The sequence below is a fragment of the Legionella sp. PATHC039 genome (assembly GCF_026191275.1).
In the GTDB taxonomy this organism is placed as follows: Bacteria; Pseudomonadota; Gammaproteobacteria; order Legionellales; family Legionellaceae; genus Legionella; species Legionella pneumophila.
On record NZ_JAPHOP010000001.1, the window covers coordinates 80231 to 106800 of the forward strand.

Below are 26570 nucleotides of genomic sequence, written 5' to 3' on the forward strand. Positions count from 1 at the left end.
ATTAAGCTCCTTTATTTTCTTTAACGTAAATTGCGCCATTTTTAACAGCAGGCTGTTCGTGATCCTGGCCTGGGATGTTTTGGCTTTGGGCTTGATGTCTAATATCCATGATGGTTCCCAAGGTTTCGGTCATTATTTTTTTGCGGACATCGTTTTCAAAGGACAAGGAGTGAATGTCATCATCCAATTTTTTTAGGGCAAACAAGACCATATTCATAGCTGGTTTTAAATTCTGTACTTCTTGCACTTGTAACCCTGCTTGTAGGATGCGGCGCATCATCAAGGCTTTATCCAACATATTTTGAACAGCGATTTCCTCAGCCAGTTTAGAGACAGTGAGCATTTGCTCTTCGCGTGGTAGATGTTGAATGGTGGTAATGACTTCATCGGTAATCAGTAAATTGGAAGCACTGACTTTATGCAGATTTTCCTCGGTCAGTTTCCATGTACCATTGACCAAATTCCATAAGGCTTTGGCAATGTTCTGGCTACAAGTATTGGCGTTCGCACAGCTTTGCAATAAAGCTGACAAACCAATTCCTGCTTTAGCATCATGGCTTTGTTTGTTCTCACTACTACTGACCTGGATGTCGCCAAGAACCTTAACTGCCCAATTTGCTGCGTCGGTAGGTGTTGGCCAGCTTTGTACCATAGGGATTTTGGTACTTGGCTTTTCCAAAGAATCTAAGGGTTTTCTCTCTAAAAGGATGTTGTAGCCAGCAATGACCACATCATTGATGACTTTAATGGGACGTTGAAACTTACCGCCAGCATTGCCTTTATCGTGGCCTATCCAGGGCAGACCATATTCATCTCGCTTTTGAGCGATGCTTTTCGATGTCTCGGTCACATCGACGTTTTCCTTTTTAGCTCGTTTGGCAGCGTCGAGCCATCCTTGACTATCGGATACTGATAATATGCCTTCCATTGGCGATTGGTTTTGTTCCAGAGCTTGTTTGACTTCTTGGCAATCCTTAACCTTGAGAGTGAATTCATTTTGTGCGCTGGATGCGGCATTTTGTAGAACATTATATAAAGCAGGCATGGACTGCTGTAGCTTATAAAGTGGAAATCCTGCGACAGAGCCTTTGAGGTTATCAATGACACCGCCAGGGATATTTAACGCTGATTTTTTCAAGTCCTGAAAAGTATTGGTAATGGATACGACAGGATTAAAACCGCTACAAGAGAATCCCATACGGCCATCAATATCGGCACCAATAACCAGTGTTTGGTCTTTATTAACAGGTGGAATAAATAAATTGGATGTTCCTCCTAATTCATAATAGTAATCTGATTGGCTTGGCATAAAGCTGCCAGCATGAGTCAGTGTTGGAATGAGTAAAGCTAGTAATAGAGATTTCTTCATGATGATGTCCTATCGTTTTTGAGGTTGCCCAACCTTGGGGAAAGTAAGAAAGTTCACGAGTTTGCCTTTATGTTGAATACAGCCGCGGTATTTGCGCCAAAGGACAAACACGTAATTGCCGTTTCCGGCTTTTTCGTCTTCAATGCCGAAATCCTGTGCGTCGCCTGGGTGAATATTGCGATTTAAAGGATAGATTTCCTGCCAGATGACTTTCGTGTTTTGTGGGTCGTAAATGGCATTAGCCACTACACAGTTTTTACCGCAGGAATTACTGGTTGACTTGGTGACATGCAAAGGATTTTTATTAGTGACAATATCAACCGTGTGCATGGCTGCAACAACTGACGCTCTGTAGTTATAGGGTTGCGTTACGCGCATCAATCTTGGAATTTCAGAACCCCAATGTTGTGTCAATGTGCCGATTTCATGATTGATTAACAGATGAGGATGCGTTCCCATATACAGCAATTCAGCTGCTTCTGTTCTATCCATGACTGCATCAGCTTCGGCCAAATAATAAGGAACGCCAAAACCAGTTTCCGGCCTATGTGATAGATAGGGGATACGGTAAAATGCAGCAGGGCTGCCAATCACATCAACAATGCGCGTGCGTTCGTCATTGATATGAAGGTCTGTGGTTTGACCGCTGTCATTACCAAATCCCAACGCTGAACCAGTTGCAGCTTTATAGGCTTGTTGGTACATCGTTCTTGCTGCTTTATTTTCATAAAGGGTTCGTGCTTCAAGCCAGGGATTTTCTTCTGGTTTATTGCTGACAGTAATCACCAAATCTGGCAAAAACTGTTCAATCGCAGGGGTGACTTCAAGTCTTGGCGGTAAATGTCCCACCGTCCAAGTGCAAGAACCAATGACTTTGTAATGGCTGTTATGAAACAGCTTTTGCAAAACCCGTGTGGCAATTGTGAAGGTATTCACAGGATGAGGCGGGCTTGTGCTTTCTAAAGCAAAGGCAGTATTAGTCATAAAAATAAGCCCTATTATTAGTAGTTGTTTTTGGTTGTTCGAGCTTTTTAGCCATGATTTCAGCGGCGACCAGGACATCATGTTCTATCTCCAAAAGGTGGCGTTGTGCTTTTTCTGATTTTTCAGTCATTAAGAGGGCAAGCAGGTAGCGAGGTGGAATGACGCGAAATAATCCTTGGTAGCGTGACCCTAATAAAACTGCTTCTGCATACAAACCTTTTTGCGAATCAATATCTCTGATTAATGTTTCCTGCTGCGGTGTTAAGGATTTAAAGCGTTTCACATCCGTGATTTCTTTTTCATCCAATCCCAATAAAATCCAGGTTTCAATTAACGATAAAATCTTTGCAGCCTTTTCAGAATTCATGTCGGTGACGTTTTGGGTAATCGCAACCAGCCAAAGCCCGAGCTTTCTAGCTACTTTGGCAACCAGTAGACACACTGTCACCACAGAAGGGATTTGAAATTGCAGGTGGGACTCATCAATAAAAAGAAAGGTTGGCCTATTATCGTTTTGAGTGGCCTCAGCCATGGCCAGTATTCTTGGCAACAAAGACACCATGACCAAAGCCAGTTTTCCGGTGTCATCTTTAATGGCAGAAATATCAATATGAAAGATATCAAAATCACCTAAAGGCTCTGTTGGCACATTAAAGAAGCGTGATTTCGCGCTGTTAATGACATAACTGTTTAATCGGTCGTGCATATCCAGAATTCGGTCTTTCTTGCGAACCACCGTTTCTTTATCTAGCCGCCGTTGAAAGCTACTTACAATATGCTCAGTCAGCATTTGTGGTATGCCATTGTTAAATGAAGTTAGGATGGCATCAATTAATACTTCAATAAGCAGCGTTTCATCAGCCAAGGTAAATTGTTCTTCTTCCAGGGTATTGGCTTCTGTAATCATGGTACGTAAAGCCAAGGCAAGCTCTGCAAGATATGCGCGAGAACCATCACCACAAGCCAAATCTTCTGAATTTGCAGGATCTTTAAGATCCATGATTTTTTGAGCCATTAAAGCAGCTTGTTCCGCGCTTAAATTATCTGTAATTTCTGGAATGGCTTTATATGCTTCGCAAAAGGGATTTAATGGAACGGCTTCCTCTTTCTTATTGCTCAATAATAACTGCTTGGTTTTTTTGCCATGGGCTTTGGCATGAATGAGCATCCGGTCAAACGTGTTCCCCATTTCAAAAAGGACTACACGGGCGTTTTTCATGGCGAGCAGTGATTGAATCATCCAACCTGTTAAAACTGACTTACCACCACCAGAGTTGGCGAAAATCGCACAATGCGAATTTTGGCTAATAAAATCATGGTGAAGTAAGTCAAAGAAAACAGGTTCGCCTAAGCGGTTGAAAAATGGAAAGCAGGGTAAATGTCTTGCGCCTTGGTTTCGTCCATAAACAGGAAGTAAAGCCGCAAGCTCTGTGGCATACATCAGGCGGTCAAAGCATAAGTACTTACGGGCATAGTGGGGATCGAAATTAAACGGTAGGGCATTGAGCCAGGAATTCAAAGGGTGGATATCATAGCTGGAATGAATTAAGGGCATCTTTGCATCGTTGAAAATGGTATGTAGGTTTTTTTCTGTAACCTGAGCTTGTTGTTCATCTTCGGCTTGATAAAAAACGGCTTGATTAACCCAGAACAGACGATTGCCAGTACTTAATTCATTGCGGGCTGTTTTTATATCATCTCTGACCTCTTGGGGTTTTAGGCTGGTTCCCACAATTCCCTTTTCTAATCGTGTTAAATGGGAATCAAGATTTTCATCATGGCTAAAGACGACTTGAATGGTGTAGATGCTTCCTTCTGGCAAAGTATCTAAAAGCGCATATCGCTGCTTAGGATTGGCTTGTTGTCTTTCTCGGGAGACTAAACCAATAATGGGCGCTTCTTTTAAACCATCAACATACAGGATTCTTTGTTTTCGGCCTTCAAAGATAAATCCTTGCTCATCGCTCTCAGGCGGGGAAAAGAATATATTTTGTGCCAGATTAAAACCTGCGGGTATGGGATTAGGGTAGGGATATTGTTCCAAGATCTCCTCGGCTGATTTAGGATTAAACCAGCGTATCCACCATTGATAATAATCCTGGCCTGTAAGACGTTTGATTTCGAGGCCTGGCGAACGTAGCTTGGTTTCAATCTGACTGACGACTTCCTGATGTTCGAGAAGAATTTGCTCGCGGGGTAGAGTGGTTTGATGTAATTGTCTATAAAACAATACTCGGATTCTTCTCCTGCGGCCACGATAAGGCGCACCTGTTTTCGGATCGAGAAATAAACCTTCTGGCCTGGTCATTTTGTTGTAGAGATCTTGCAGGCGTTGTATGTAATCTTGCGTTAGTGGATTTTCAACGAGTTGTTGTGGGATTTTGGATTTAATATGATCGATAACGGGATCAAGGCAATATTCATCTTGAACAAACATTTGCATGACCCAAGGATCTATCGCATGAAGGGGAACTACCGTTGCAAAGGTATCGCGGATTTTATTAAAGACAGCTTGCAAGTATTCAGGCGAAGCTGCTTCGGCTTGAATATCACCTAGCTCAAACCCTGAACCTAAACTTTTTCCATCGGCAAATAAAAACACTTGTTCTTGCTCGTTGAAATCAACAATAGCCAGTCTGTCAGCAAACGAGGGCAAAGGATTGGCGTATTGCTTTTTAATAGTTTGTTCCTTTATAACCTGGGGATTCATTTCCCCAAGCAACCAGTTAGATAATCGTTTCATCATGCCTCCTTAATACAGTTCTGATGCCAGGGCATATTGATTTTGCTTGTAAAGAAAAAAGCGTGTGGTATAGGCTGGTTTGATGATTTGTTCATCGCCAAGCTGAGCCACATGAGCAAAAATATGGATAGGCACTTCGGGATTCGGCAGCTGCTTAAATTCTTCGCCTGAATCCTCAAACCGTACCTGTTGAACAACAGCCTTTTGTACAGGCTGTTGCAAGCTTTGCTGATAGAGCTGACTGACTGTTAATCCCTGCTCAGGAATGGCGCTTTGCGATATATTGGCGGTTGAACAAGCGCTCAAAGCCAGACTAGCGCAAAGCATTGTCAAAGTTCTTTTGTTGATGGTAACCATAATCTAATACCCTCCCTTGGTGTTCTTTATCAATGGCTATGGTTTGACTGAAATGAAGACTGAATTGATTTGGTATAAAGCCTGAGTGGCTGCGGATGCTGGCTGGAACAAAAACCATATCGAAGCTACCTTGTATTCTTTTCTCAAGCCAATCAGTAATTTTTTGGCTGCCCTCGTTGATGGCTCCTCCTGCTGCGAAATGGGCTAAATCACCAGTAGGCGTGGCAATAGCAGAACCGCCTTCGGCTTGATAACTCATTTGCCATTTGGATAAAGCATTGCCGGCTCCTTGAATACCGCCAGCAGCCATGAAAGCAGCTAAAACTCTGGGAGCATTAGTGATGTACTGTCCTTTAATGCAAGGATTGCCGAATTGGGTAGTCAGGTAGCCAATGCTGTCATTATTCACAAGCTCTGCGGAGCTTTTCATTTGTTCCTGACCAATACTGACGAAATGTCCGTCTTCAAAGACAAATAACGCTGAGGTGACATATGCGCGAACACAGCTGATGTTATCGAGAAAGGAGCCTACGCCAATGGAGTAACCGCTAATTTTCATACCAATAATTTCTTCCGGCAATTGCATCCTATTGGCTGTCATTAAATCGCCACGGCTGACCATTGCGGTAAAAGGAAATAAGGGCTGCATTAGTTTGCCCTCAACAGGTACTTCACCCATTAGGGCAGACAAAAGCGTAACCTTGCTAAAATCACTACCTGCCGGAATGGTATAGAAGGGTGTTTTGGTTGGCGCTTCTTCTTTGGTTGATGAGTCTTGGTCTGCAAAGATTTTGCTCTCAATAGGGGCTTTATCCAACAATCCATCCAGATCTTTGATTTGGCCAGACACAGGCGCCTGGTTGCCTTCCATGGGATAGGATTGAGTTTGATGATCGGTAAGTGCTGAGAGCTTTTCTTTCAGCGTTTGCAATTCATCTTGTAGCGTATGGCTTGCTTCTTGTATCGGTTGCTTTAATTGTTTTTGCAGCGATTTATTCTCCTTGTGCATTTGTTCCAGCTTCTTTTCTGTTTCCAGAAGTCTTGCAGACACATCACGGATGTTGTCGTTGAATTGGCTGGTAATGGCTTCATGAAAATTGTTTGGATTAGGTGTGTCATCATGGATAGGCGTACTATGACGGCTATTGATAAGAATCATGACGACTGCAAAAACCACCGATCCAGCTAAGATTTTAATGCCTTTGTTTTTGTTCATCGGCTGTACCTCGCGTGTTGAGTAAGCGCTGTGGCAAAGGGTTGGTCAGAAACCACAAAGACTGTTGTACTTTCGTGTTGATTTCGCGGAGGCAATTCACTTTTGGGATAGAAACTTGCGGTTTGCCAATGCCCCATGAGTTTTGAAAATTGCAGTTTGACAGGTTGATTTAGCAGGTTTTTTAAATCGACCGCGGTTACATAGAGGCTACCGCCACGCCATGAAGCCAGAGGGTGAGCTTCAATGCTTGCGCCATAAAATAAGGGGATAGTTTTATTGGTTTGCATGGGCGAACGATAAATGCCTTCTGGAATATCTCTGACACGCTCTGGTGAGAACAAGGCTTGAATGGCAAAACGAGTGAGTTGTATGGCATTGTATTCGTATTGGCTTGCACTTGATTGATGGGTGACTTTGGGATCATCAATGAGGATTTCAATAGGAGTGGTATTAATGGCTTTCTCATTGGCTTTAAGATTCAGTATGACCACTTCGCCTTCGGGTAGGAGTTGCACAATCAAACGTGCATCGTTGAAGGTGTCTTTAGCCTTTAAATACAGACTGCCTTTTACTTTCAGAATATCTAAGTTGGTACTGAGCTGTTGATCAATGATTTTAATGGCCTGGGGAAATTGAACGAGCCTTTCTTTATTGATAGGTAATTCAATCGTTAAAGGGACTTTTTCCCAAACCAGGTGTTCGCTTTGCAGCGCGTAGCTTACTTGCGTGAGCATAAAGCCAATTATTAATAACATGTGTTTAATGAGTTTCATGGGATTCCTCCGTGTCGACCAATAAATCTTGTACCCGTTCTTCAGGACGGGTGTAGCCATCGAGAGCAAGTTGGAAAGGGTTGTGTAAACGAGACAAATTGAGTTTGACTACACGCAGGTGATAGGCCACTACTTTGTCAGCAATCACCATGCCGCTGTTGTCTTTCAGTCTTTGAGTAATGCGCAGGATTAATTTTACCTCCCAAGTATCAGGAGCAATTTTTCTAATATCCTGGGGTTCCATGAAACGATAGAGGCTTGCTACTTGACTGCGGTCAAAAAGCTGCGCGTTTTTATATGCACCTAGCGTATCTCTAAGTAATTGTTCATGACGAGGGGTAAAATAATAATGAAAGGCTTTGATATTTTGGTTAAATTCTTCTTTGCCTTTATTAGACCAGGTGTATAGCGTTGGTATTAATGAGGACACAAATCCTTGCACATATTCATTAGGGATATCGCTTGCTTTCATTAAACCGCCATTGGCCGCCATATTAGGGCTTAGCCAAAACTCATAGCGTTTGGGCATGGTCATGAGGTTAATGATTAAGGCCAAAACGATCGCTGATAACAGACCGATAAAAGCCAGTAATAAACGGTTATGATGCTGTAGGCTGTCGATTTTTTTCCAATATTCAAACATGAGGCTCTCCAACAGATTTATTCTTTTGCCACCGTCCTTGATAATGAATCCAGGGCGAGTGTTTGAGCCTTAATCGCACCATCCCTTGAATGGTTTTCTTCATCACATAACCATAAGGTTTGCCTGCTTTGATACGGGCGACTCCTTTTGGCCATACGGTAATGGAGAGGATGAATCCAATCACAAAACCGATGCAGCCAGCGGCCAGTGGATATCCTGCCATTGTTCCTAAAAGGATAAAAAGCAGGGTGGTTACTGGTGTTGTAGTGATGACAATCCAAAACAATTCACGCAGACTTAAGCCTTTCCAGGCTGGGAAGTCATGTGATAGATGGCGCGAAGAAGGCTGACTCATAATTTCACCTCCTATATTTTGAACTTGGTAATCATGGTGTAACCCACATAACCAGAAGCGATGCTAATGGCTAAATAGGTAATCCCCATTACGGCAAAAGTACCGAAGGCCACCATGGAACCTTCGTTCTTTTTGGATTCTTCAATACCGTGTTGCACAGTGGTAATGAACTTGATAAAGGTCACGACTGCGGTGATGAACAGCAATAAGCCAAGACCCTGTTTGACGTAATTGCCTGTTACCGACATCATGCTTTTGGAACCGTCACCGATGTTGTCCGCATCAGAAATTTTAGGGAACCAGTTATCTGCCAATAACACAGGGGCGTAAAAAAGATTGACAGCTCCCAGGTAGAGCGTGCGAAGCGTTGTTTTCATGTTGTCTCCTTAACGAATAACACTAAAATGAAAATCATCAGGCCAATGACAAGCCTGACCATTCGAGAGCCGAAGTTCAGCAAGTATCCTTGTTGCTGTTTTTCCTCGGCTCCCATCATGTGGTTGACGCACCACATCACCGCTAAAATCACCAGGCTTATGGCAATAAAACGGATACTGCTGGAAAAGACTTGGGCTGAGATGTTGTTGCTGGCTTGTTTGAATGTTGAAGCAAACATTCTCGCTATTTCGTCTTTACTCATTAGGGTTTCCTCACAAAGTCCATTTCTAATGGTTTAATTTTTCGAGGGGCAATGATGGGCTGGTTGATATAGTCAATCAGGCCGTTGCGGATGTTTAGCAAGTCTTCTCTCAAGCCGGCGTGATGCTGGCCTTGGAGATCTTCAAATCCTTCTATTTGCAATTGGATGCGAGCATTTGGTGTTATCTGTGTTTGCGCTTCATCAAGTAACGGCATGATGGCGTTAATCTGATTAATAATGCGTACCAGTGTTTCATTCAAATCAGGGTTATTCGCTGAACATTGCAGGCTTATTATCATTAAGGTCAGGCATAGTATTCGTTTCATGGTTTCTCCTTATAAGTATTTCTTAAAGCGGCTGGCCGTCATGGCTACCATTAATCCCATCAATAAACTGACAGGCACAAAGACATAAGCAGGGGTGATGCTAACGGGCAGGGCAAGCCACAGCATGAGTAAAATCACCAGTCCTTTTTTCAAATAGTGATTAAGCCTGTGGAACACATAAGAGGATTCACGACCTAAACAAGCAGTGCGTATTGCTCTTTGATTTAGGCCGTCAACTAGACCTGCAATCATGGTTAAAGCAAATAAGGGCAGGGCGGCGAATAGGATAATGAGTTTGATTAAAAGGCACTGGCTGCTTAATAAAATGATCTGCAAGAATTGTTGTGATTTTTCGATTAAGTCCTTGGCAAGATCGTTGATGGCTAATTTGTTTAAGTAGGGAATGGCGAATGCCCAATCTGGTTTGGCATTGAAAGGAAGGACTGCCAGAAGAGAGCCTTGATAAACAGGAGTAATAGCCTCTCTTTGAGTGTTTACAAGGGTATTCACTTTTTCAAAAGCGAGGGAGTAGCCATGCAGCATCCATTGGCTCAATGCCCAGATAATAATTGCTAACCAACCTAAGAATAGCACTATGGTTAATTGCATGGTCAGTTGCCTTGAATATTGCTTTACTGCCATACAGCCCCCTCAGCAATGATTAAGGGGTAATGTTGTTCGTGAAGGTATGCAAGCAATGGGTCAACATTGACAGGCAGTAATGGTAGTTTGAATTTTTCTTGCAAAGCGACAATGGTTTCAAAGTCATTGACGTTGGTAATGAATCCTGTAGCTTGCATTGATTTTAATTCTTCTTGATGCTGTTCTAACCATTGAATCGACGCTTTATCTGCACCTATGACAAACAGGGGCATGTTTAATAAAGTGGTATCCAATGTTTTGCGACTGACTTTGCCTGAGGTGGCTTTGCTTTTGGCTGGTACGCCTATTGGGCTGGACAGATTTAATTTTAATGACGTATCACTTTGTGACAGGGTTAACGGAATGACATTCATGCTATGAACGTTCAACGCGACCAACAGTAAGAGCAGAATCCTAATCATTAAAATCTCCCCAAATCGACGACTTGCGAGTTTTTACCGTTGGCTATTAACAGTAATGGAGTTTGTTTCTTGGCAAGCGTTAAGCTTTCAAATTGTTGGTTGCCAGGGGTTAGGGTGATTTGCTGACTGGTTACTAATTGAATGGGGATTTGATGTCGGTTCGCCCATAACTGTATGGCGTTATTGTCCATATCCAAAAACAACAGGTTAAGTTTTGTATTGGGAATGCGGTTAATCGCGTCAACCAGTTGCAGAACAATCGTGGTAACAGCATCGTCAGGTTTTATAAATAAATAGAGTGTTTCACCTGTTTTTAGTTGAATAGGTTGATGTGCATAGGGTGAGTAAGGGGAGGGATCAAAATCACCAACCACGGGTACATCTTTAAACAGTTCGTTATAGGCTTTGTAAAAGGCGTTGTTCCAAGCGATATTTTGCGCCACTTTCTGCGCCTCCTGGCGAGCAGCCAGGCTGGCAAAATGTTCACGCTCTGCATCATTTCTGGCGTTCAGTCCAAGGATATCAATTGGTGTCATGCGCAAGTCTTTATAATATACACCACTCCTGCTCCGCATTAATTGCAGATAGCGTTTTTCTTCCTTTTCATTTAATCCCCAGACTTTCGCTTCTTGCTTTTGAGTGTCATTTAGTTGGAAATCTTTTTCTTCGATGACTTCATCATGAAACTCAGTAAGGCCTGCTTTTGCCAAGGCATTGTCGGCTTGTTGCATGGGTGAGGTGGCAATGCCAGGGATATACAAACCAGCGATGGCTTGTTGCCCAAGAACTAATCCTATGGCTAGGGTGGATAGCTTAAGCATGGCTCACCTCATGTTGATTTAAGCGAACCAGTGCATGTACTTTATCAGTATTTTCAAATTCTATGATTTGTTTGGCAAAGTCGATTTCAAAAACTGTCCAACCAGCTAACGTATCGCCTTTTTCTAATGCTTGGATTTTGTAGTGGTAAGCAATGGATGCAACGGGTATTTCTTGGATGCTGTCTATGCTTAATACCTTAAAGGGCAGTTGACTTGCAGAGAGCATTTTCACAGGTTGCTGTTTCTCATCTAAGTGGCGTAATAAATCCGTAATACCTTCGAGTTGTTTTTTAATTGCACCTTGTTCTGTAGTGAATATTTCACCTAATTGATGATCGTCTTTATTTTTCAGTTGCTGAACGAAGTTATTTAACTGGTTGAGGTTTTGGGTAATTGGCGATAAATCAGGTTGTTCTACAGGTTGTTTTAATTGTGTTTGAATAGATGTGAGTTGTTCGCCAAGGATATTTAGCTCATTATGATTTGCAGGCGATTGATTTTTTACACATACAAAAGCAATTAATAAAACATTTAAAACAAGCAGGCTAAGCCATTTAACATCCAGATACTTTTTCATCTTGCGCTCCTTGCAATCAGGCTAAAATTGATTTCCCTTAATAAATCGTCTTGTTTGAGCGTGAACAGTTGTTGCCCCACTAATACCGTCAGACCTCGTTCAATGGTTAGTGGACCAAGATTTCTACTGACTTGTGGTAATGGTTGTTGAAAAACTTGTTGCAGGCTTTCACTTTGTTTTTCCTTGGGCGCAAGGTGATAACCGGAATAACTTAACCAGTAATCCACTGCCTCCCCTATGGTTTGAATGGAGGCAGGAAAATGAATCTGTTGTACGGTTTTCATGGGGTTAATTTGAGCGGTTAGTGGTTGATTGCTAACCGTGGCATAGCGGCTTACTTGGGTGATATTAGCTGCATGAACTTGCAGACCACATAACACCAGGCTGAATAGCATAGTTTTTTTAAGCATCATCGCCTCCTGATTGATTTCTAAGTGCCTGCGCTTTTTCATGTTGTGCTACTGCTTTGCGGACAAAGACTTCTTTACGTTCAATATCAACATGCTTAGGCGCTTCTATACCTAGCCTGATTAGCCCCTGGTTTTCAGAGATCAAATGCACTTTGATTCTGCCTTTATCAATGTAAATTGCTTCGCCGATACGACGGATTAAGGTCAGCATGATGTTTTCTCCTTAGCTTCTTTGAAGAGGTAGTCTTTCATTTGGTTGATATGAATTTGGACGACTTGGGGATTGGTACGGACATACGGTTCAGTTTTTTGTTTAAGAGCTTCTTGACGGGCTTGGATGCCTTTTTGAATGTTTGTGCAGTACTCATAAAAAATCGGCAGACAAGGAGGTACAGCTAGCTTCTTTTTTATTTGTTCTAAAGCAAGTTTCAGAACTTGATTGTCAAACTCATTTAGACCCTCTGACCATTCACGCTTTGAGAGTTCGAGAAAACTAGGATTGCTATAAGTCGAGACCCACAGATAGCCATAAATTGCTGCAAGTCGCATAAACAGTGTATCCACTCGCTTATCGTACTCTGGTGTGGTCGAATGAGAGGACGTTGTTTCCTGAGTCTGATGGTTCATCAAAGTCGAAATCGAAGGTTGCATCTTTGCAGGATTCAGTAAGGATATCTGTTGCTGATTTTTTCCGAGAACGTGCTTGATTGGCTTCATTCTGCTGCTCCTCTTGGGTTTTTAAGGTAAGTAATTCATCGTTCCAACATTTGCGTGAAAGCCAGGTAGCTGGGTATTTCCAGTTCGGCAGCCATTCGCCAATAAACTCCATTTCTTCACGGTTATTAATTTGGGCTTGTAGACCTGTTAGTATTTGTTCAACCAACTGTGCATCGGGTTTTAAGCAAGCAAATTCACGCCAGGCTTTAGTTCGGTCTTGTTTTAAAGGATAAAGAGACCAAAATTTTTCAAATTGCTGCTGTAAAAAAATAAAAAGATCTTTGGAGTTATGAGGTGTGTCGGGTTTTGTGTTTTGCGCTATGCTGGGTTTTTGAGATTTTTTATCGTAACCTAATGATTTAATATTCTTTTTATCGTTCTGGTTTGTGCCGGGTTGATGTGTCGGGTTTGTGACGGGTTTGTTTTGAGCAGACAAATCCGAATTGGCTAATAAGCATTTTAAAATGAGCTGTTTACCAATAGATTTGATCTCCACTAACCCAGCGCGTTCAAGCGCATAGATGATACGGCGTAATTGCGGACGGCTAGGACTACCGGAATATTCAAAACCTTGGTGGGGTTCAACGTAAAGGGCTTCGGCAAGCTGTTGGTAGCTGATTTTACGCTTAACGCCTACCAGAAAGGTATTGCGATCCATATACGGACGAATTCCCAGCAAATAGGCTGATTGCTGAATATAAGGCAATCCCATCAGTGCAGATAATTCATCGGTATTAACAAACAAAAATCCCATTTCGCTATTTCATCCTTAATAAGCACCGCTAAAAACAGCACTTGCAATATCAAATGATTTCAACTAATATCAATCAATAACACGAATCGTGTTTTTTATAACCCATTGTAAATAGCCTCTTTTTAGAGTCAATGGGGGTTTTCTGTTTGATAGCAAATGAACCTAAATGAATATGAAAAAAATTATTGGCAGTAGGATTATGCAAGCTAGAAAGACGAATGGATTGACGATTAAGGTCTTGGCAGAAAGAACTGGATTAGGTGCTGCTCGAATAGGAAACTGGGAACAAGGAACAAGAACTCCTGGCCCAGAAGAAGCTAAAATACTTTCGAGAGAACTAAAAGTTGCAGCATCATGGATACTATGCCTGACAGATAATCCGTTAGGTGAATTTTTGGATAACTCTGATAAAGAAAAGTAATAAAAAAATAAAATTGTTCCTAGTAACTCTAACAATAACTATAATATGGAATCACTTTCTCGGGAGAATAGCATCGTGCGTAGGAAAGCATTTAAATTCATAGACTTATTTGCTGGAATTGGTGGTATTCGGATTCCCTTTGATAAATTAAATGGCGAATGTGTTTTCTCTTCCGAAATAGATCCATATTGTCAAAAGACATATGAAGCTAATTTTGGTGAGAAACCTTTTGGAGATATAACAAAGATATCGCCGCAAGATATACCTGATCACGATATTTTACTTGGTGGTTTTCCCTGCCAAGCATTTTCCATAATTGGTAGACAAAAAGGTTTTTCTGATACAAGAGGAACTCTTTTCTTTAATATTGAACAAATCTTGAAAGTAAAACGCCCTAGAGCTTTTTTGCTGGAAAATGTGAAACAACTGTCTACACATGATGGCGGTCGTACTTTTCAAATAATTATTGAGACACTTAGAAACTTGGGATATACAGTCTATAGTACCATTTTAAATTCCTTGGATTTTGGAGTTCCCCAAAAAAGAGAGCGGACATATATTGTTGGATTTATTGATAATGTTCCGTTCGAATTTCCTAAAGGCGGAGTTCCATTTAATTTGGAATCCATACTTGAAAAAGAGCAGCAAATACCGAATAAATATTATGCTTCAGATTATATTAGACAGAAAAGAATTGCGGCATTGAAAGGTGTCTCCCCTATACCAAGTATTTGGCATGAAAATAAATCGGGAAATATTTCAACACTTCCTTATTCATGTGCTTTAAGAGCGACAGCATCATATAGTTATTTGTTAGTTAATGGGGAAAGAAGATTAACTGAAAGAGAAATGCTTCGATTACAAGGATTTCCTGATACTTTTAAAATAGTTTGTAATTATACTCAAACTAGGAAGCAAGCTGGCAACGCTGTAACAGTTAATGTAATAGATGCAATTGCTAAAAAATTGATTGATTCGTTAGAAATCGCAAATGATATGAATGAAATTAATTTTCATAAAACATTTGCTACAGCTTGATTTCTATTCTCTGGGAACTATACGATAGGATTGTTCATTAAAGCCGATAGTTTCTAGGATTGACTGAGTTGAGATTGTTTTAGGAGGGACAATTTCAATATTTAAGGCATAATCAGGAACATTTTCGTGAATTGTAAATTGAGAGCCATGAGGCTGCCAAGTAAATTTAATTTCCCCATTGATGTCCATAGCAACTAAGTTATTGTTTTTATTCCAACCCCATGTGTATTCGGTAGAGTTATATCTTATTGTATTTTTTTCAAAAATAGTAATTTGATTAAGATTTGGGCCTTTCATGAGCACAACTGTTCTTAGTGTTTTATATTTTTGATAAAGGGCAGCAACGCGTTCATTCCATATTTCTATCACTAAAGTACCAAGCTCTTCGGGTGGCATCGATTTAATATCAGAAACATTATACGAGTAAGTTGGGGAGTTTCTACCCGAAATAAGTCTTATTTTTTTTGCTTTAAATGGATTGGTATTTTTTACGGTTTTTGCCCCCCATGCAGCAGATAGTTCTCTTACAAGAATATCATCCAACCCAACGACGCTCGGTTGCCATTCAGCCCCTATAGCTTTAGCGAAAATCTGTTCCCATTCTTTTCCTTCAACATCCAAGCAACCAAGGGCAATGGCTGCGCTTAATTCTCCGGCAACAATATGAGCAAAATTTTTAGGAAACTCTCCCAGGGGGTAGGGTTCTTTAACATTTCCTACAGTTCTTAGTTTTGGGGTTTGTGTCATTTCTAGGGCTTATAATATATATCAAGCATATGATTATATGATTTTTGTGGTAAAAAAACCATCAATTGATGGGAGTATACGAAAAGTGTTGATAATTCTATCACGCAAATGGAGGTTGGATTTCTTTGTAGGGTGAGTCCGAAAGAATCCAACTATGAATTTGGTTTAAAATTTGAGCAAATGATGTTTTGTTTTTTCCAACATGCGAACACCGCCAAATAATGAGAATTCTAAATCCTATTTTTTTTAGTTGCTCGATATTTCTTTTATCACGCTCTTTATTGTTCTCTAATTTATTTATCCAATAAGAAGTATTTGTCCTTGGTATTTTGGACAATACGCATCCATGATTATGCCAAAAGCACCCATTGTAAAATATCACTGCATTATATTTTTTTAAACATAGGTCGGGAGTGCCAAATATCTTTTTATCGTTAATTCTATACCTTAATCCTTTATTAAATAAAAATTTGCGAATAGCAATTTCAGGAGAGTTATTATTTGATTTAACCCTTTTCATGATTTCGGAGCGGATTTTTGTTGGAAATTTATCCATGCCATTCACAAATTTCAATTGTTTAAAATAAAGAATAACGTTCATGATTAAATTATAACCTATTCATTTGGTCATAAATGGTTCTTTGTTGCATTAATCAGATTATTTTTTGTATTTGTTTTGTTAATAAATAAAAGGAGTGGCCAGATTTAATAAAATTGCCCAAGAATGGGTAACTATCTGTTAATAGAATATCGAAAACATCTCGGTTGAATAAAGTGACTCTAGCTAAAATTTTGTGATCGTTTTGGAATACTACAACCGTATGGTGATTAAAATTTTCACTTGTCAGTGAGTTGACGTTTTCATTTATGATTTTTTTATTCATCTTAACTAATGAATGACCAGATTTTATTCCATACCGTATAAAATGCCGTATGTTATTGAAATAATCTTTTGAAAATTCAGCACCAAAAATTTTTGCAAAATAATTAAATCCAATTTTTGCAATAACACGGATTATATCTTCATCAATCTGTGAGCTGAAGAGTAATTGGCTATCGTGTTGAAGTGGTGGAAGAAACGAAATTGTCTTTTGTGCTGGGGAATTATTGAATCCAGAAGCTTTCAATTTTTGGCTAATCATATAACGTTTTAAGCCCCATTCATCTGGAGAGAATATAGGACCAACATAATTAACATTAGATGCGTGTACAGGTAAGCCAAGTGAGTCCAAAATGGCTTTATGAGGTAATTGATTAATTGGATAATGGACACTCATACCTTTGGTAGAGTTTAATAAAATAAATTGTTCGGCTAATCTTACTTCGAATAAATTCTGTTTGCTTAATTGAATATCCACTAAAGTTTGGCCATACTCAGAATGATTTATTTTAAAAGCTAATTTTTTGCGCGGATAACGGATTGACGTTTTAAATTCATTTTCTTTAAATAACCCAACGATGCTTCTGTGGAGGATGCCATATACACTGTCTCTGCCGAACAATAATTCAGTATTTGTAGAGAAGAATTTGTTGCAATTAGCGCACACTATATTTTTCAAAGTCATATTATTTTCAAACATCCCCAACATCTGAGGTATAACGTGTTCTACAGGATTACGTCCTTTTTTAGATTTAGAAGTTTGAAACTCCAATTTGCAATATATACATTGAGTGAGCAGTGGCATTTTAGTGGGAGAGCAATACATAAAAAATTCTCTTATGTTATTTGAATTGCTGGATTTCCAGGCTGTTTTTTAAGTGTTGAGTGTTTTATGGATAAAAGTAAGAAAGACAATAAAACAAAAATTAATATTAAAATTGATGGGGATGAAGCGATATGAGTTTTTCTAACTAAAATAAACGAAAGTAAGGGAGCTAAACCTGCCGACAGACTTGCAGCTGTGGAATATATTGCCGATAAAACAGTACATCGTAATTTGATTGGGAACATCTCTGACAACATCACAGGTACTGTTGCATAGTAAGCCCCAGCAGGTATTGCGATTAACGCCTGACCTAATAAAAGGTTATAAATATCATGATGAGACAGGGCATAAAAAAATGGCTGAGAAAGTACTAGGAAACCAATACTAGCAAAGATAACAATTTTTTCTCGATTAAGTTTATCTGATAATTTTCCAACTAAAGGAAATACTCCCAATAAAACAATCAGTGAGATAATATTTGACATGATAATTTCATGATCTTGAAAATGGCCGTATAAATGCGCTTGCATAGGACCATAAATATAAATCTGGAAAGTAGTTGTTACCCCTAAGCAACTTAAAACAAATACATATAGAGATTGAATTTTATTGTTTTTGATAAAGTTGATGGATTCTGAAAGCAAGCTCTTAAATTTAGGTTTTGGTCTGTCTGCATAATACATAATATATTCCATACTTTCAGGAATACATAATCGAATGTATAAGCCAATGGACGAGCCCAGTAGTGCAAGAACAAAAGGGACACGCCAGATTAGCCAATCGTGTTCAGGATAGTGATTGGTAAAGTAAGTAACCATCAATGCTACCAGTGAAGCTACCAGCATGCCTGACATCGTTCCAAAGGAAGCCCAGCTACCAGAGTAGCCTTTTTTTGATGCTTCGGCATTTTCAACCAGGTAAGCTGAAGAATTCAGATATTCTGCACCACAGGAAAAGCTTTGGATAATTCTCAGTACTAATAAAGTAATAACTGAAAAAATACCTATAGTAGTGTGAGGAGGAATAAAGCCAATAAAAGTAGTTGCTACACCCATAGATAGTATTGATCCTGCCAGGATAATTTTTCTACCATAAATATCAGATAGCAAACCCATTATCATAGCCCCTATAGGCCTGGCTAAGTATCCAGCGAAGAAAGTTAGAAATACTAAAAACAAACCCTTTGAAGCATCACCAATTAAGTATTTGGCAATGTAGACTGAGAGTAGGCCACAAATAGCCATATCAAAAGACTCTATTAAGTTCCCTAAAGTGCCTGCCACTATGATTCGGGTTTGATGCTTCATGCGATTATCCTTTACTTTGCATTGCCGATAAGGTGGTTAGTGAATCTTGATCTTCCACTCGGTCTAAAAATAAAAATCCATCCAGGTGATCAATTTCATGCTGAAGGATACGCGCCTCTAAACCAGAAGCTTTTTTTGTAATTCTATTTCCATCTACGTCAAAGCCGGAATATTCAATCTCCATGGCTCTTGGAACTTCACCCATTATTTCACCGCAATTAAGACAGCCCTCATGACCAGTTTGAATTTCCTTGGAAAGGATCTTTAAGGAAGGATTAATTAAAGCTGTATCAGGAATAGGATATTCAGGTTTTCTTCGTTTGGTATACTCAGTACCAAATACAATAACTCGTTTGCTAATTCCAATTTGGGGGGCTGCTACGCCCACAGCGCCTTTGTCAGCCATAATGTTGAACATGGTCTTAATCAACTCTTTTAACCAGCTGCTGCCAAATTCTGATTCAGTGATTGGCTCGGCGGTTTGTCTTAAAATGGGATCGTCCTTATCCAGGAGTGTGTTCATAGGTCACCTGATTGTTAATGATTAATTTCAGTTTGGGTTTGGTTGTTGCTGTCGCGTAAGACTGTTTGTCAGGAAAAGTTAAATAGTCTTGAATTTGCCATAATGCGTATTTCCCCATGGCCAGTAATTTTTCGCAATGGATTGATGTTTTATTCTGAATGTAAGGATTTATCCGTTTTAATCCAAACGAAAAAATAGCTCTATAAGAATCGTATTCAGCTGGAATAGAAATGCCGGTAAGGAGTCCTGGCTCTATTTGCTTATATTGTTTTATTACCTCTGTATATCCCGTATGAGGAAGTTCGCTCCATAGTTTAGGTTTATCCTGGCTAAAAAAGCTGGATTGATAGCAGCCGTCAAGCAGCCAAAGGTTCTTCTCAATTAAATTCTGTTCTATGGATGGTTTAGATGATAGGAAAAAGATTTGGCCTGTTTGGTTAATAAGAGCAATCGAAATGTAGTCTGTTTCTACTTGCCCTAGTACATCAGAGAACACCTTGCGCATGGGGACAAAGTGTTCAAAGAGAAATTCTTTGGCTTTGGGGTGAAGCGTTACTTCCACAGCTGTTATATCCTTATTTACAAACATCTTAAACTGCATGACTATGTTTTTTTCTCTTTTCTTCATAGGAAGAAATTGAACTTAGAGCCAAGTCAATGATTTTTAGTAAATTATTATCCGAAGTGTCAATTGCTTTGACTTCTTTGATCAATCCTAACACAAAATCGGCGTAATCGTCATTACTTCCATGAGATACGGGATATAAGTGATGACTGTGTTTCAAGATGTAATGAAGCAATTTTTCATCTACTCCATTTTCTTCTGAAACCTTCTTATCATCTTCGCCAAATAGCAGCCAGCCAGGGTTTACCTTAAGGTGCGAAGCTAATTGTTTGATTTTTTCATAGTCGGGTAAAGCATCCCCTCGGATGTAGCGGCGGCATATCTGTTCCGATGCACCAGTAAATTTAGCCAGAGTTTTAATACATATCCCGTTTGGAGAACGGGAGGCGGTATATCCTTTGTCTTTGAGAGTGCTAATCAAGCGGTTAGCAAACGACTGATACAATCCCTTACTCATAAAATTATCCTTGCAATCGAATGTCGTAAAAAAATTATCATATAAAACGATATCATTCAATATCATATCGTATCTTAATTAAAATTTCCTAAAAACACATATTGATAATAAAATTAATATCGTTTTAATATAAGTTTCGTCAATTATTCTAAATGTTAATTTGATGTGAATTGGACTTTAGTACATGTTTTACAGGAGTATGTCACATGTTTCATGATCAAAAGATCACCATCTATAAAGGGATAATTCAGTATTTACTGGATTCCACCAACTATTCTCTACAACGAATTGCCAACTTATCCAACTCATCAGTGGCTCATTTGCAATTGATTCATCTATATGGTCGGTTACCAAAAGAAAGTAAGGTTGAAATCAATTTATTGAAATTGTTTACCACTGTAATTGATATGGAACTTAAAGGTGAATGGAAGGCACGCCTGCTTCTTAAGTAACAAAAGGATTTGGAGAATCAATAATGCAACCTGTTAATGAGATATTTACGCAACAAGTTTTGTTTATCAATGATATTGAAGCCATTATTGGCAAAGATCGTCTAACCTTACGCCGTTGGTGGACAGATGGGCGTTTCCCTAAACCAGTGAAGTTACACGGTAAAACTTTGGTATGGCATAAAGATGTGATTGAGGAATGGATTAATCATAATGTCAGGCGCACGTTTTAATTCAGGATGAAATAATGAGTAGATTTAATATATTACCAAGATTGATACGTCTTAGAGATGCGCCTGCTTATGTAGGTATGGATAGACACCGTTTTAATGAGGAAGTGCGTCCAAGCTTAAGGGAAGTTCCTATTGGGGCGCAGGGGGTAGCTTTTGATCGACTTGATTTAGACGCTTGGGTAGACGATTATATACAGTGTAGTGATCGACCCGCGGCATCCAAGCGTAGGAGTTTGGAATTATGGGACGAAAACGAATACCAGGGATCTACAAAAAAGGTAGTCACTGGCAAATTGACAAAAAAATCTTTGGATACAGACTTTGCGAAAGCACTGGTACAGGCGACCTCGAAGAAGCCGAGAAATATCTAGCAAGACGAATTGATGAAATTCGCCAAGCAACGGTATATGGTGTCAGGCCAAAGCGAAGTTTTATGGAAGCCGCGACCAAATTTCTAATGGAAAATCAGCATAAACGTAGCATTGATGACGATGCTGGGCGTTTACGTGAAGTTGTAAAGTACATTGGAGATTTGTCGTTGGAATCTATCCATATAGGTTCGTTGCAACCCTTCATTGAAGGCAGAAGAAAGGATGGTGTATCAACGAGAACCATTAATCATGGTTTGAAGGTGGTACGGCGAATTCTGAATCTGGCAGCAAGCGAATGGATGGATGAGTTTGGCTTAACCTGGTTGGCTAATGCGGCTAAAATCAAGCTCTTACCGGAGCATGATTTGCGTAAGCCTTATCCACTGAATTGGGATGAGCAACATCGACTCTTTGATGAGTTACCGCCACACTTGGAAAAGATGGCTTTATTTGCCGTTAATACTGGTTGTCGGGATCAAGAGATTTGTGAGCTGCGTTGGGAATGGGAAATTAAAATTCCTGAAATGCCGCATATTATGGTGTTTATCATACCAGCTGAGTTGGTCAAAAATGGTGAAGAACGACTGGTCGTTTGTAATGATACAGCCAGATCAGCTGTGAATGAAGAGCGTGGAAAGCATCCAACGCATGTATTCAGCTTTAAAGGCAGACCATTAGCCCGGATTTTATCAACGGGTTGGCGAAATGCTAGAGTTAAAGCAGAATTACCACATGTGCGGGTGCATGATTTAAAGCATACCTTTGGCCGTCGGTTACGTGCTGCTGGGGTAAGTTTTGAAGATAGACAGGATTTGTTAGGACATCGTTCTGGACGAATCACTACGCACTATTCATCGGCTGAGTTACAAAACCTATTTGAAGCAGCCAATAGAGTTTGTGAGAAGCAAAAGAGTGGGGTGGTTTTGACTTTATTGCGGAACACAAATTTTAAAACCAGGAAGGTAGCAAATAGTGGTGTAAGTGCAATTTCGCTTTAGATTTTGCACGCAGGTCCCGAAGAAGTCCCGAAGCGGGTTTCTAGGGGTTTAAGGTATCAAGTGTAACTGATTGATTTTACTGGCTTTAATTGGTGGGCCCACTAGGACTTGAACCTAGGACCAACGGATTATGAGTCCGCTGCTCTGACCAACTGAGCTATGGGCCCGGAGAGGGGGTCATTTTAAACTTAATTTCTTTAATGTTCTACTATTTTTTATATTTTTTTAATGACTGTTTTTATAAACAGTCATTAAATTAACCTTCGTCTCCTTCAAGGAAGCTTCTTAGCTTTTCTGAACGTGAAGGGTGGCGCAATTTGCGAAGTGCTTTTGCTTCGATTTGGCGAATACGCTCTCGAGTTACGTCAAATTGTTTACCAACTTCTTCCAGGGTATGGTCTGTATTCATTTCGATACCAAAACGCATACGCAGTACCTTGGCTTCTCGTGGGGTCAGGGTTTCCAGTATTTCTAATGTGGCTTCTCTTAAACCTTCCGCTGTTGCCATATCGATTGGTGATTCAATGTTGTTGTCTTCAATAAAATCACCCAGATGAGAGTCGTCATCATCACCGACAGGGGTTTCCATGGAAATAGGTTCTTTGGCTATCTTTAGAACTTTGCGAATTTTATCTTCACTTAATTCCATTTTTTCCGCCAATTCTTCCGGCGTCGCTTCCCGGCCAGTTTCTTGCAAAATTTGCCGAGAAATACGATTGAGCTTATTGATGGTTTCAATCATATGAACCGGAATACGAATAGTCCGTGCCTGATCGGCTATGGATCGTGTAATCGCTTGTCTAATCCACCAGGTCGCATAGGTAGAAAATTTATAGCCACGGCGGTATTCGAACTTATCAACTGCTTTCATCAAGCCAATGTTGCCTTCCTGAATCAAATCAAGAAACTGCAAGCCACGGTTGGTGTATTTTTTAGCGATAGAAATCACGAGACGCAAGTTAGCCTCGACCATTTCTTTTTTAGCACGCCTTGCTTTGGCTTCGCCAATAGACATCTTGCGGTTAATGTCTTTGATTTCACTAATGGTTAAACCATATTCGATTTCAAAAGAGGCCAGCTTGGATTGTAAGCGTAGTATTTCTTCCCGATTTTCTTTTATACGCTCAAGATCAAGTTTTTTGGAATGTTTGCTGATAATGGTTTCTAACCAGCTTAGATCTGTTTCCTGACCTGGGAAGGTATCTATAAACAATTTTCTGGGGATGCGTGCTTTTTCGATGCAAAGACGCATTATGCTTCTCTCAAATTCACGGATATGATTTCGCAATTGGCGAAAATGACGAGTTAGTTTATCAACTTGTCTGGAAGTCAATTTGAGTTTCAAAAAAGATTCCGACATGGAATCGAGCAACTCAACCGTTTTTTTATTCGTACGGCCATGCTCTTTGAGGGTTTTCATTGCCTTTTCAAAGGCCTCACGCAGCTCATCAAAGTAAATTTTTGCTTGCTCAGGATTGGGTCCATCATCCACATCAGATATACCACCTTCGCCGTCTTCATCTTCCTCATCGACATCAAGAAGTATTTCTTCCTGTTGCTCTTCATCCAGCATGGAACCAATGTTAGTGGCAGGTGCTATTTCTTCATCAACATCCGCAAAACCACTAATGATTTCATTAAGGCGAATTTCTTCCGCAAGGAAACGATCATAGTCTTCAAGAACCAGTTGCACTGTTTCCGGATAATGCGCCAGGGATTTTAGAACCTGGTAAATTCCTTCTTCAATGCGTTTGGCAATGCGGATTTCACCTTCACGAGTCAGCAGTTCTACTGTGCCCATTTCGCGCATGTACATACGAACCGGGTCAGTTGTTCTGCCTGTTTCTTTATCCACAGAGGCGAGTACCATAGCTGCTTCTTCAATATCTGGGACTTCCTCAGTATTTAATAAGAGCGCAAGTTCATCTTCACTGGGTGGAAGCTCAAAAACTTTGATGTTCATGCCTTCCAGCATGCTAATGATTACATCAAAATGCTCTGTATCCACAATATTAGGTAATAAGTCATTAATTTGACTGTAAGTCAAATAACCTTGCTCTTTACCCAGGCTAATGACTTTCGTAATTTGTGAGCTTTGCTGATCTTGGTCATTCATGGTCATAGGCACTTCTGTTGGAACAATGGGAAATTACAAAAAGTTTTAAATTATAAACTGGGTGGCTGCAACATACCAGTATTTCAGTATTTTTATTTTTCAATTTCAGCTTGCCCATGTCTTTCCTTTAATAAATTTTGTAAACTGAGCCGTTCAGCTTCTGTTAAGCCAGTTTTTCTGGATTTTTCTATGTATTGTCGTATCAATATCTCACGATTTTGTTTTTGTAAAAATAATAAGACATCAATAAATTCTTTAGTCAGCTCCTGCTCAGGCACTTGATGATCCCAGGCTGCCAATTTAACTATCAATTCAAAATAACTGCTATTGCGCCAGAATTCAATGAGGTTGGCAGTATTGGCATTGGGCTTGTCTTTTAATTGCTGTAATAATTTCAATAAAATATGATGTTCCTGTTCATGGAGCAGAGCAGGATTGATTTGTTGTATTGCTGTAGAATATATTTCGGGGTTTTGCAACAGGAGTGCGATAGCAATACGCAGAGGTGAACGAGAAATAGCAGTTTGTACTTCCGGCTTGCTTTCCGATTTATCAGTAATCAAATTAGTTAACCGATGGCTTTCAATATGAGTTAAGCGTGCCAGGTCATCAATAAGCAACTGTTTGTATGAGCCCTCAACCATTTTTTGCAAATAGGGTTTCACTGCATTGATAAGCTGTGTTTTTCCTGCAGGGTTTGATAAATTAATGTCTTTACTTAAAGTATCAAAGAAAAAGCGGTGGAGTGGTGTTGCTTGTTGCAAGAGCTCAAGGAAACCGTTTTTTCCTTCATTTCTTACCAGGCTATCCGGGTCATGTTCATTCGGCAAGAAAATAAATCCGGCATCTAATCCGGCATTCAAATGCGGTAAACTGCTCTCCAATGCTCGCCAGGCTGCTTGTTTACCTGCCGCATCACCATCAAAGCAAAAAATGAGATGTTTGGTATGCTTTGCCAATAGTTGTATATGGAATGTGCTGGTGGCAGTTCCCAACGTTGCCACCACATTAAAAATGCCATGTTGTGCCAAGGCAATGACATCCATGTAACCTTCAACAACAATAATACTGTCGGGATTTTTCTGCTGAGACAGGACTTGATGTAAGCCATACAACTCACGACTTTTTTGAAAAAGTACTGTTTCAGGCGAGTTAAGGTATTTGGGTTTTTGATCTTTATCGAGTACACGTCCGCCAAAACCAATCACACGACCGTTTCTGTCATGGATGGGGAACATAATTCGATTACGATATCTGTCATAAATTTTACCCTCATCGCTTTTAATGAGCATACCGGTACTCAATAGTTCACGCTGATTGTTTGGGAAAGCTTTTTCCAGGTTGTGCCAACCTTCAGGCGCATAGCCTAAATGATATCGTTTGGCAATTTCCCCACTAAGACCTCGGTTGCGAAGGTAGTCAATTGCCACTTGTCCATTATATTTTAATTTTTTTTGGTAATATTGGCTGACTTCTGACATGAGATTATAGAGATTGAGAGATGATTTATGTTTCTCACCTGTACCATCCCTTGGGACACTTAAACCCAAGCGCGTCGCGAGGGTTTCAACAGCATCTGTAAAACCTTGATTCAGATAATTCATTACAAAACTGATGGCGTTACCTGAAGCACCACAACCAAAACAATGATAAAATTGTTTTTTTGTAACAACATTGAATGATGGTGTTTTCTCATTATGGAAAGGGCAACACGCAATATGACTGTTGCCTCTTTTTTTCAAAGGAACATAACCGTCTATTAATTCCACCAAATCAGTGCGGTTTAATAGATCATCAATGAATGGCTGTGGGATTAAGCCAGACATATTG

The 26570-nt window shown here is 40.0% G+C and carries 34 protein-coding genes and 1 tRNA gene; 6 read left to right on the plus strand and 29 right to left on the minus strand.

Annotated features, from left to right (window positions below; translation table 11 throughout):
• Position 1: 1 nt before the first annotated feature.
• Genes OQI99_RS00395 through OQI99_RS00485 form a run of 19 tightly spaced genes read right to left on the minus strand, consistent with a single transcriptional unit; the run spans position 2 to position 13749 of the window.
• On the minus strand, positions 2-1369 hold the full coding sequence (locus tag OQI99_RS00395; protein WP_265731023.1) for an integrating conjugative element protein: 1368 nt from the start codon (positions 1367-1369) through the stop codon (positions 2-4).
• 9 nt (positions 1370-1378) lie between these two features.
• Complete coding sequence (locus tag OQI99_RS00400) at positions 1379-2353, minus strand: TIGR03756 family integrating conjugative element protein (RefSeq protein WP_265731024.1); 975 nt, start codon at positions 2351-2353, stop codon at positions 1379-1381.
• Positions 2346-5096 carry a conjugative transfer ATPase gene (locus OQI99_RS00405; RefSeq protein ID WP_265731025.1) on the minus strand — a complete coding sequence of 917 codons (2751 nt, stop codon included), beginning with the start codon at positions 5094-5096 and terminating at the stop codon, positions 2346-2348. The genes OQI99_RS00400 and OQI99_RS00405 overlap by 8 nt, the downstream gene beginning before the upstream one ends.
• A 9-nt stretch (positions 5097-5105) precedes the next feature.
• A complete protein-coding gene (locus OQI99_RS00410) occupies positions 5106-5453 on the minus strand; it encodes a TIGR03751 family conjugal transfer lipoprotein (protein WP_265731026.1) in 348 nt (115 codons plus the stop codon).
• Positions 5410-6669: a TIGR03752 family integrating conjugative element protein gene (locus tag OQI99_RS00415; protein WP_265731027.1), complete on the minus strand. Its 1260-nt coding sequence runs from the start codon at positions 6667-6669 to the stop codon at positions 5410-5412. Before OQI99_RS00415 ends, OQI99_RS00410 begins: the two co-directional genes overlap by 44 nt.
• On the minus strand, positions 6666-7442 hold the full coding sequence (locus OQI99_RS00420) for a TIGR03749 family integrating conjugative element protein (protein WP_265731028.1): 777 nt from the start codon (positions 7440-7442) through the stop codon (positions 6666-6668). The genes OQI99_RS00415 and OQI99_RS00420 overlap by 4 nt, the downstream gene beginning before the upstream one ends.
• Positions 7429-8085 (minus strand): TIGR03746 family integrating conjugative element protein, encoded by a 657-nt coding sequence (locus OQI99_RS00425; protein ID WP_265731029.1) that lies wholly within the window; start codon positions 8083-8085, stop codon positions 7429-7431. The genes OQI99_RS00420 and OQI99_RS00425 overlap by 14 nt, the downstream gene beginning before the upstream one ends.
• Complete coding sequence (locus OQI99_RS00430) at positions 8078-8440, minus strand: TIGR03750 family conjugal transfer protein (RefSeq protein ID WP_265731030.1); 363 nt, start codon at positions 8438-8440, stop codon at positions 8078-8080. Before OQI99_RS00430 ends, OQI99_RS00425 begins: the two co-directional genes overlap by 8 nt.
• 11 nt (positions 8441-8451) lie before the next feature.
• Positions 8452-8817, minus strand: a complete 366-nt coding sequence (locus tag OQI99_RS00435; protein ID WP_011213425.1) for a hypothetical protein — start codon at positions 8815-8817, stop codon at positions 8452-8454.
• Entirely contained in the window at positions 8814-9080 is a 267-nt protein-coding gene (locus tag OQI99_RS00440) for a hypothetical protein (RefSeq protein ID WP_010946731.1), read from the minus strand. The genes OQI99_RS00435 and OQI99_RS00440 overlap by 4 nt, the downstream gene beginning before the upstream one ends.
• Positions 9080-9406: an RAQPRD family integrative conjugative element protein gene (locus OQI99_RS00445; RefSeq protein ID WP_028384167.1), complete on the minus strand. Its 327-nt coding sequence runs from the start codon at positions 9404-9406 to the stop codon at positions 9080-9082. The genes OQI99_RS00440 and OQI99_RS00445 overlap by 1 nt, the downstream gene beginning before the upstream one ends.
• Before the next feature lie 9 nt (positions 9407-9415).
• The gene (locus OQI99_RS00450; protein WP_265731031.1) at positions 9416-10048 is read right to left on the minus strand and encodes a TIGR03747 family integrating conjugative element membrane protein; all 633 of its coding nucleotides are present in this window, start codon (positions 10046-10048) and stop codon (positions 9416-9418) included.
• Complete coding sequence (locus OQI99_RS00455; protein ID WP_265731032.1) at positions 10039-10470, minus strand: integrating conjugative element protein; 432 nt, start codon at positions 10468-10470, stop codon at positions 10039-10041. The genes OQI99_RS00450 and OQI99_RS00455 overlap by 10 nt, the downstream gene beginning before the upstream one ends.
• The gene (locus OQI99_RS00460) at positions 10470-11291 is read right to left on the minus strand and encodes a TIGR03759 family integrating conjugative element protein (protein WP_265731033.1); all 822 of its coding nucleotides are present in this window, start codon (positions 11289-11291) and stop codon (positions 10470-10472) included. The genes OQI99_RS00455 and OQI99_RS00460 overlap by 1 nt, the downstream gene beginning before the upstream one ends.
• The gene (locus tag OQI99_RS00465) at positions 11284-11868 is read right to left on the minus strand and encodes a hypothetical protein (RefSeq protein WP_265731034.1); all 585 of its coding nucleotides are present in this window, start codon (positions 11866-11868) and stop codon (positions 11284-11286) included. Before OQI99_RS00465 ends, OQI99_RS00460 begins: the two co-directional genes overlap by 8 nt.
• Positions 11865-12278 (minus strand): hypothetical protein, encoded by a 414-nt coding sequence (locus OQI99_RS00470; RefSeq protein ID WP_265731035.1) that lies wholly within the window; start codon positions 12276-12278, stop codon positions 11865-11867. Before OQI99_RS00470 ends, OQI99_RS00465 begins: the two co-directional genes overlap by 4 nt.
• Positions 12271-12489, minus strand: a complete 219-nt coding sequence (locus tag OQI99_RS00475) for a carbon storage regulator (protein ID WP_265731036.1) — start codon at positions 12487-12489, stop codon at positions 12271-12273. The genes OQI99_RS00470 and OQI99_RS00475 overlap by 8 nt, the downstream gene beginning before the upstream one ends.
• On the minus strand, positions 12483-12827 hold the full coding sequence (locus OQI99_RS00480) for a hypothetical protein (protein ID WP_265731037.1): 345 nt from the start codon (positions 12825-12827) through the stop codon (positions 12483-12485). Before OQI99_RS00480 ends, OQI99_RS00475 begins: the two co-directional genes overlap by 7 nt.
• Positions 12828-12846: 19 nt before the next feature.
• Positions 12847-13749, minus strand: coding sequence for a hypothetical protein (locus OQI99_RS00485; protein WP_265731038.1), 903 nt, complete (start codon positions 13747-13749; stop codon positions 12847-12849).
• A gap of 199 nt (positions 13750-13948) precedes the next feature.
• On the opposite strand from OQI99_RS00485, the gene OQI99_RS00490 reads away from it, so the two are divergent.
• A complete protein-coding gene (locus OQI99_RS00490; RefSeq protein WP_230305830.1) occupies positions 13949-14170 on the plus strand; it encodes a helix-turn-helix domain-containing protein in 222 nt (73 codons plus the stop codon).
• A 75-nt stretch (positions 14171-14245) separates the two neighbouring features.
• Positions 14246-15208 carry a DNA cytosine methyltransferase gene (locus OQI99_RS00495; RefSeq protein ID WP_265731039.1) on the plus strand — a complete coding sequence of 321 codons (963 nt, stop codon included), beginning with the start codon at positions 14246-14248 and terminating at the stop codon, positions 15206-15208.
• A gap of 3 nt (positions 15209-15211) precedes the next feature.
• Here the strand turns inward: OQI99_RS00495 and OQI99_RS00500 are convergent, their stop codons facing one another.
• The 7 genes from OQI99_RS00500 to OQI99_RS00530 form a co-directional block, all read right to left on the minus strand.
• On the minus strand, positions 15212-15955 hold the full coding sequence (locus OQI99_RS00500) for a hypothetical protein (RefSeq protein WP_265731040.1): 744 nt from the start codon (positions 15953-15955) through the stop codon (positions 15212-15214).
• A 100-nt stretch (positions 15956-16055) separates the two neighbouring features.
• On the minus strand, positions 16056-16511 hold the full coding sequence (locus tag OQI99_RS00505; protein WP_265731041.1) for a very short patch repair endonuclease: 456 nt from the start codon (positions 16509-16511) through the stop codon (positions 16056-16058).
• 97 nt (positions 16512-16608) lie between these two features.
• Positions 16609-17607 carry a hypothetical protein gene (locus OQI99_RS00510; protein WP_265731042.1) on the minus strand — a complete coding sequence of 333 codons (999 nt, stop codon included), beginning with the start codon at positions 17605-17607 and terminating at the stop codon, positions 16609-16611.
• 65 nt (positions 17608-17672) lie between these two features.
• Positions 17673-18968: an MFS transporter gene (locus OQI99_RS00515; protein ID WP_265731043.1), complete on the minus strand. Its 1296-nt coding sequence runs from the start codon at positions 18966-18968 to the stop codon at positions 17673-17675.
• Between the two features lie 4 nt (positions 18969-18972).
• The gene (gene def, locus OQI99_RS00520) at positions 18973-19491 is read right to left on the minus strand and encodes a peptide deformylase (protein WP_265731044.1); all 519 of its coding nucleotides are present in this window, start codon (positions 19489-19491) and stop codon (positions 18973-18975) included.
• The gene (locus OQI99_RS00525) at positions 19472-20092 is read right to left on the minus strand and encodes a flagellar biosynthesis protein FlgJ (protein WP_265732330.1); all 621 of its coding nucleotides are present in this window, start codon (positions 20090-20092) and stop codon (positions 19472-19474) included. Before OQI99_RS00525 ends, def begins: the two co-directional genes overlap by 20 nt.
• Complete coding sequence (locus OQI99_RS00530) at positions 20082-20573, minus strand: helix-turn-helix domain-containing protein (protein ID WP_265731045.1); 492 nt, start codon at positions 20571-20573, stop codon at positions 20082-20084. The genes OQI99_RS00525 and OQI99_RS00530 overlap by 11 nt, the downstream gene beginning before the upstream one ends.
• A gap of 206 nt (positions 20574-20779) precedes the next feature.
• Here OQI99_RS00530 and OQI99_RS00535 point away from each other — a divergent pair, with 206 nt between their 5' ends.
• From OQI99_RS00535 to OQI99_RS00550, 4 genes are all read left to right on the plus strand, one after another.
• Positions 20780-21025 (plus strand): hypothetical protein, encoded by a 246-nt coding sequence (locus OQI99_RS00535; RefSeq protein ID WP_265731046.1) that lies wholly within the window; start codon positions 20780-20782, stop codon positions 21023-21025.
• Positions 21026-21048: 23 nt separating this feature from the next.
• Positions 21049-21255: a helix-turn-helix transcriptional regulator gene (locus tag OQI99_RS00540; protein WP_265731047.1), complete on the plus strand. Its 207-nt coding sequence runs from the start codon at positions 21049-21051 to the stop codon at positions 21253-21255.
• Between the two features lie 14 nt (positions 21256-21269).
• Positions 21270-21626, plus strand: coding sequence for a hypothetical protein (locus OQI99_RS00545; protein WP_129820483.1), 357 nt, complete (start codon positions 21270-21272; stop codon positions 21624-21626).
• Positions 21627-21712: 86 nt separating this feature from the next.
• Complete coding sequence (locus OQI99_RS00550; protein ID WP_265732331.1) at positions 21713-22624, plus strand: tyrosine-type recombinase/integrase; 912 nt, start codon at positions 21713-21715, stop codon at positions 22622-22624.
• A 90-nt stretch (positions 22625-22714) separates the two neighbouring features.
• On the opposite strand, the gene OQI99_RS00555 is transcribed toward OQI99_RS00550, so the two are convergent.
• From OQI99_RS00555 to dnaG, 3 genes are all read right to left on the minus strand, one after another.
• Positions 22715-22791, minus strand: a tRNA-Ile gene (locus tag OQI99_RS00555).
• Positions 22792-22880: 89 nt separating this feature from the next.
• Positions 22881-24746 carry an RNA polymerase sigma factor RpoD gene (gene rpoD / locus OQI99_RS00560; RefSeq protein WP_265731048.1) on the minus strand — a complete coding sequence of 622 codons (1866 nt, stop codon included), beginning with the start codon at positions 24744-24746 and terminating at the stop codon, positions 22881-22883.
• Between the two features lie 86 nt (positions 24747-24832).
• Positions 24833-26566 (minus strand): DNA primase, encoded by a 1734-nt coding sequence (gene dnaG / locus OQI99_RS00565; protein WP_265731049.1) that lies wholly within the window; start codon positions 26564-26566, stop codon positions 24833-24835.
• Positions 26567-26570 lie beyond the last annotated feature (4 nt).

What these genes read in the sequence shown, in the direction of transcription:
- OQI99_RS00415 (WP_265731027.1), bottom strand. Translation starts at nt 6,669, where the DNA reads ATGAACAAAAACAAAGGCATTAAAATCTTAGCTGGATCGGTGGTTTTT.
- OQI99_RS00490 (WP_230305830.1), top strand. Translation starts at nt 13,949, where the DNA reads ATGCAAGCTAGAAAGACGAATGGATTGACGATTAAGGTCTTGGCAGAA.
- OQI99_RS00405 (WP_265731025.1), bottom strand. Translation starts at nt 5,096, where the DNA reads ATGAAACGATTATCTAACTGGTTGCTTGGGGAAATGAATCCCCAGGTT.
- OQI99_RS00540 (WP_265731047.1), top strand. Translation starts at nt 21,049, where the DNA reads ATGCAACCTGTTAATGAGATATTTACGCAACAAGTTTTGTTTATCAAT.
- OQI99_RS00550 (WP_265732331.1), top strand. Translation starts at nt 21,713, where the DNA reads ATGGAAAATCAGCATAAACGTAGCATTGATGACGATGCTGGGCGTTTA.
- OQI99_RS00530 (WP_265731045.1), bottom strand. Translation starts at nt 20,573, where the DNA reads ATGAGTAAGGGATTGTATCAGTCGTTTGCTAACCGCTTGATTAGCACT.
- OQI99_RS00460 (WP_265731033.1), bottom strand. Translation starts at nt 11,291, where the DNA reads ATGCTTAAGCTATCCACCCTAGCCATAGGATTAGTTCTTGGGCAACAA.
- OQI99_RS00400 (WP_265731024.1), bottom strand. Translation starts at nt 2,353, where the DNA reads ATGACTAATACTGCCTTTGCTTTAGAAAGCACAAGCCCGCCTCATCCT.
- OQI99_RS00515 (WP_265731043.1), bottom strand. Translation starts at nt 18,968, where the DNA reads ATGAAGCATCAAACCCGAATCATAGTGGCAGGCACTTTAGGGAACTTA.
- OQI99_RS00440 (WP_010946731.1), bottom strand. Translation starts at nt 9,080, where the DNA reads ATGAGTAAAGACGAAATAGCGAGAATGTTTGCTTCAACATTCAAACAA.
- OQI99_RS00475 (WP_265731036.1), bottom strand. Translation starts at nt 12,489, where the DNA reads ATGCTGACCTTAATCCGTCGTATCGGCGAAGCAATTTACATTGATAAA.
- OQI99_RS00435 (WP_011213425.1), bottom strand. Translation starts at nt 8,817, where the DNA reads ATGAAAACAACGCTTCGCACGCTCTACCTGGGAGCTGTCAATCTTTTT.
- OQI99_RS00450 (WP_265731031.1), bottom strand. Translation starts at nt 10,048, where the DNA reads ATGGCAGTAAAGCAATATTCAAGGCAACTGACCATGCAATTAACCATA.
- OQI99_RS00500 (WP_265731040.1), bottom strand. Translation starts at nt 15,955, where the DNA reads ATGACACAAACCCCAAAACTAAGAACTGTAGGAAATGTTAAAGAACCC.
- OQI99_RS00455 (WP_265731032.1), bottom strand. Translation starts at nt 10,470, where the DNA reads ATGATTAGGATTCTGCTCTTACTGTTGGTCGCGTTGAACGTTCATAGC.
- rpoD (WP_265731048.1), bottom strand. Translation starts at nt 24,746, where the DNA reads ATGACCATGAATGACCAAGATCAGCAAAGCTCACAAATTACGAAAGTC.
- OQI99_RS00485 (WP_265731038.1), bottom strand. Translation starts at nt 13,749, where the DNA reads ATGGGATTTTTGTTTGTTAATACCGATGAATTATCTGCACTGATGGGA.
- OQI99_RS00425 (WP_265731029.1), bottom strand. Translation starts at nt 8,085, where the DNA reads ATGTTTGAATATTGGAAAAAAATCGACAGCCTACAGCATCATAACCGT.
- OQI99_RS00395 (WP_265731023.1), bottom strand. Translation starts at nt 1,369, where the DNA reads ATGAAGAAATCTCTATTACTAGCTTTACTCATTCCAACACTGACTCAT.
- OQI99_RS00525 (WP_265732330.1), bottom strand. Translation starts at nt 20,092, where the DNA reads ATGCAGTTTAAGATGTTTGTAAATAAGGATATAACAGCTGTGGAAGTA.
- dnaG (WP_265731049.1), bottom strand. Translation starts at nt 26,566, where the DNA reads ATGTCTGGCTTAATCCCACAGCCATTCATTGATGATCTATTAAACCGC.
- OQI99_RS00505 (WP_265731041.1), bottom strand. Translation starts at nt 16,511, where the DNA reads ATGGATAAATTTCCAACAAAAATCCGCTCCGAAATCATGAAAAGGGTT.
- OQI99_RS00410 (WP_265731026.1), bottom strand. Translation starts at nt 5,453, where the DNA reads ATGGTTACCATCAACAAAAGAACTTTGACAATGCTTTGCGCTAGTCTG.
- OQI99_RS00545 (WP_129820483.1), top strand. Translation starts at nt 21,270, where the DNA reads ATGAGTAGATTTAATATATTACCAAGATTGATACGTCTTAGAGATGCG.
- OQI99_RS00445 (WP_028384167.1), bottom strand. Translation starts at nt 9,406, where the DNA reads ATGAAACGAATACTATGCCTGACCTTAATGATAATAAGCCTGCAATGT.
- OQI99_RS00430 (WP_265731030.1), bottom strand. Translation starts at nt 8,440, where the DNA reads ATGAGTCAGCCTTCTTCGCGCCATCTATCACATGACTTCCCAGCCTGG.
- OQI99_RS00420 (WP_265731028.1), bottom strand. Translation starts at nt 7,442, where the DNA reads ATGAAACTCATTAAACACATGTTATTAATAATTGGCTTTATGCTCACG.
- OQI99_RS00470 (WP_265731035.1), bottom strand. Translation starts at nt 12,278, where the DNA reads ATGCTTAAAAAAACTATGCTATTCAGCCTGGTGTTATGTGGTCTGCAA.
- OQI99_RS00465 (WP_265731034.1), bottom strand. Translation starts at nt 11,868, where the DNA reads ATGAAAAAGTATCTGGATGTTAAATGGCTTAGCCTGCTTGTTTTAAAT.
- def (WP_265731044.1), bottom strand. Translation starts at nt 19,491, where the DNA reads ATGAACACACTCCTGGATAAGGACGATCCCATTTTAAGACAAACCGCC.
- OQI99_RS00535 (WP_265731046.1), top strand. Translation starts at nt 20,780, where the DNA reads ATGTTTCATGATCAAAAGATCACCATCTATAAAGGGATAATTCAGTAT.
- OQI99_RS00480 (WP_265731037.1), bottom strand. Translation starts at nt 12,827, where the DNA reads ATGCGACTTGCAGCAATTTATGGCTATCTGTGGGTCTCGACTTATAGC.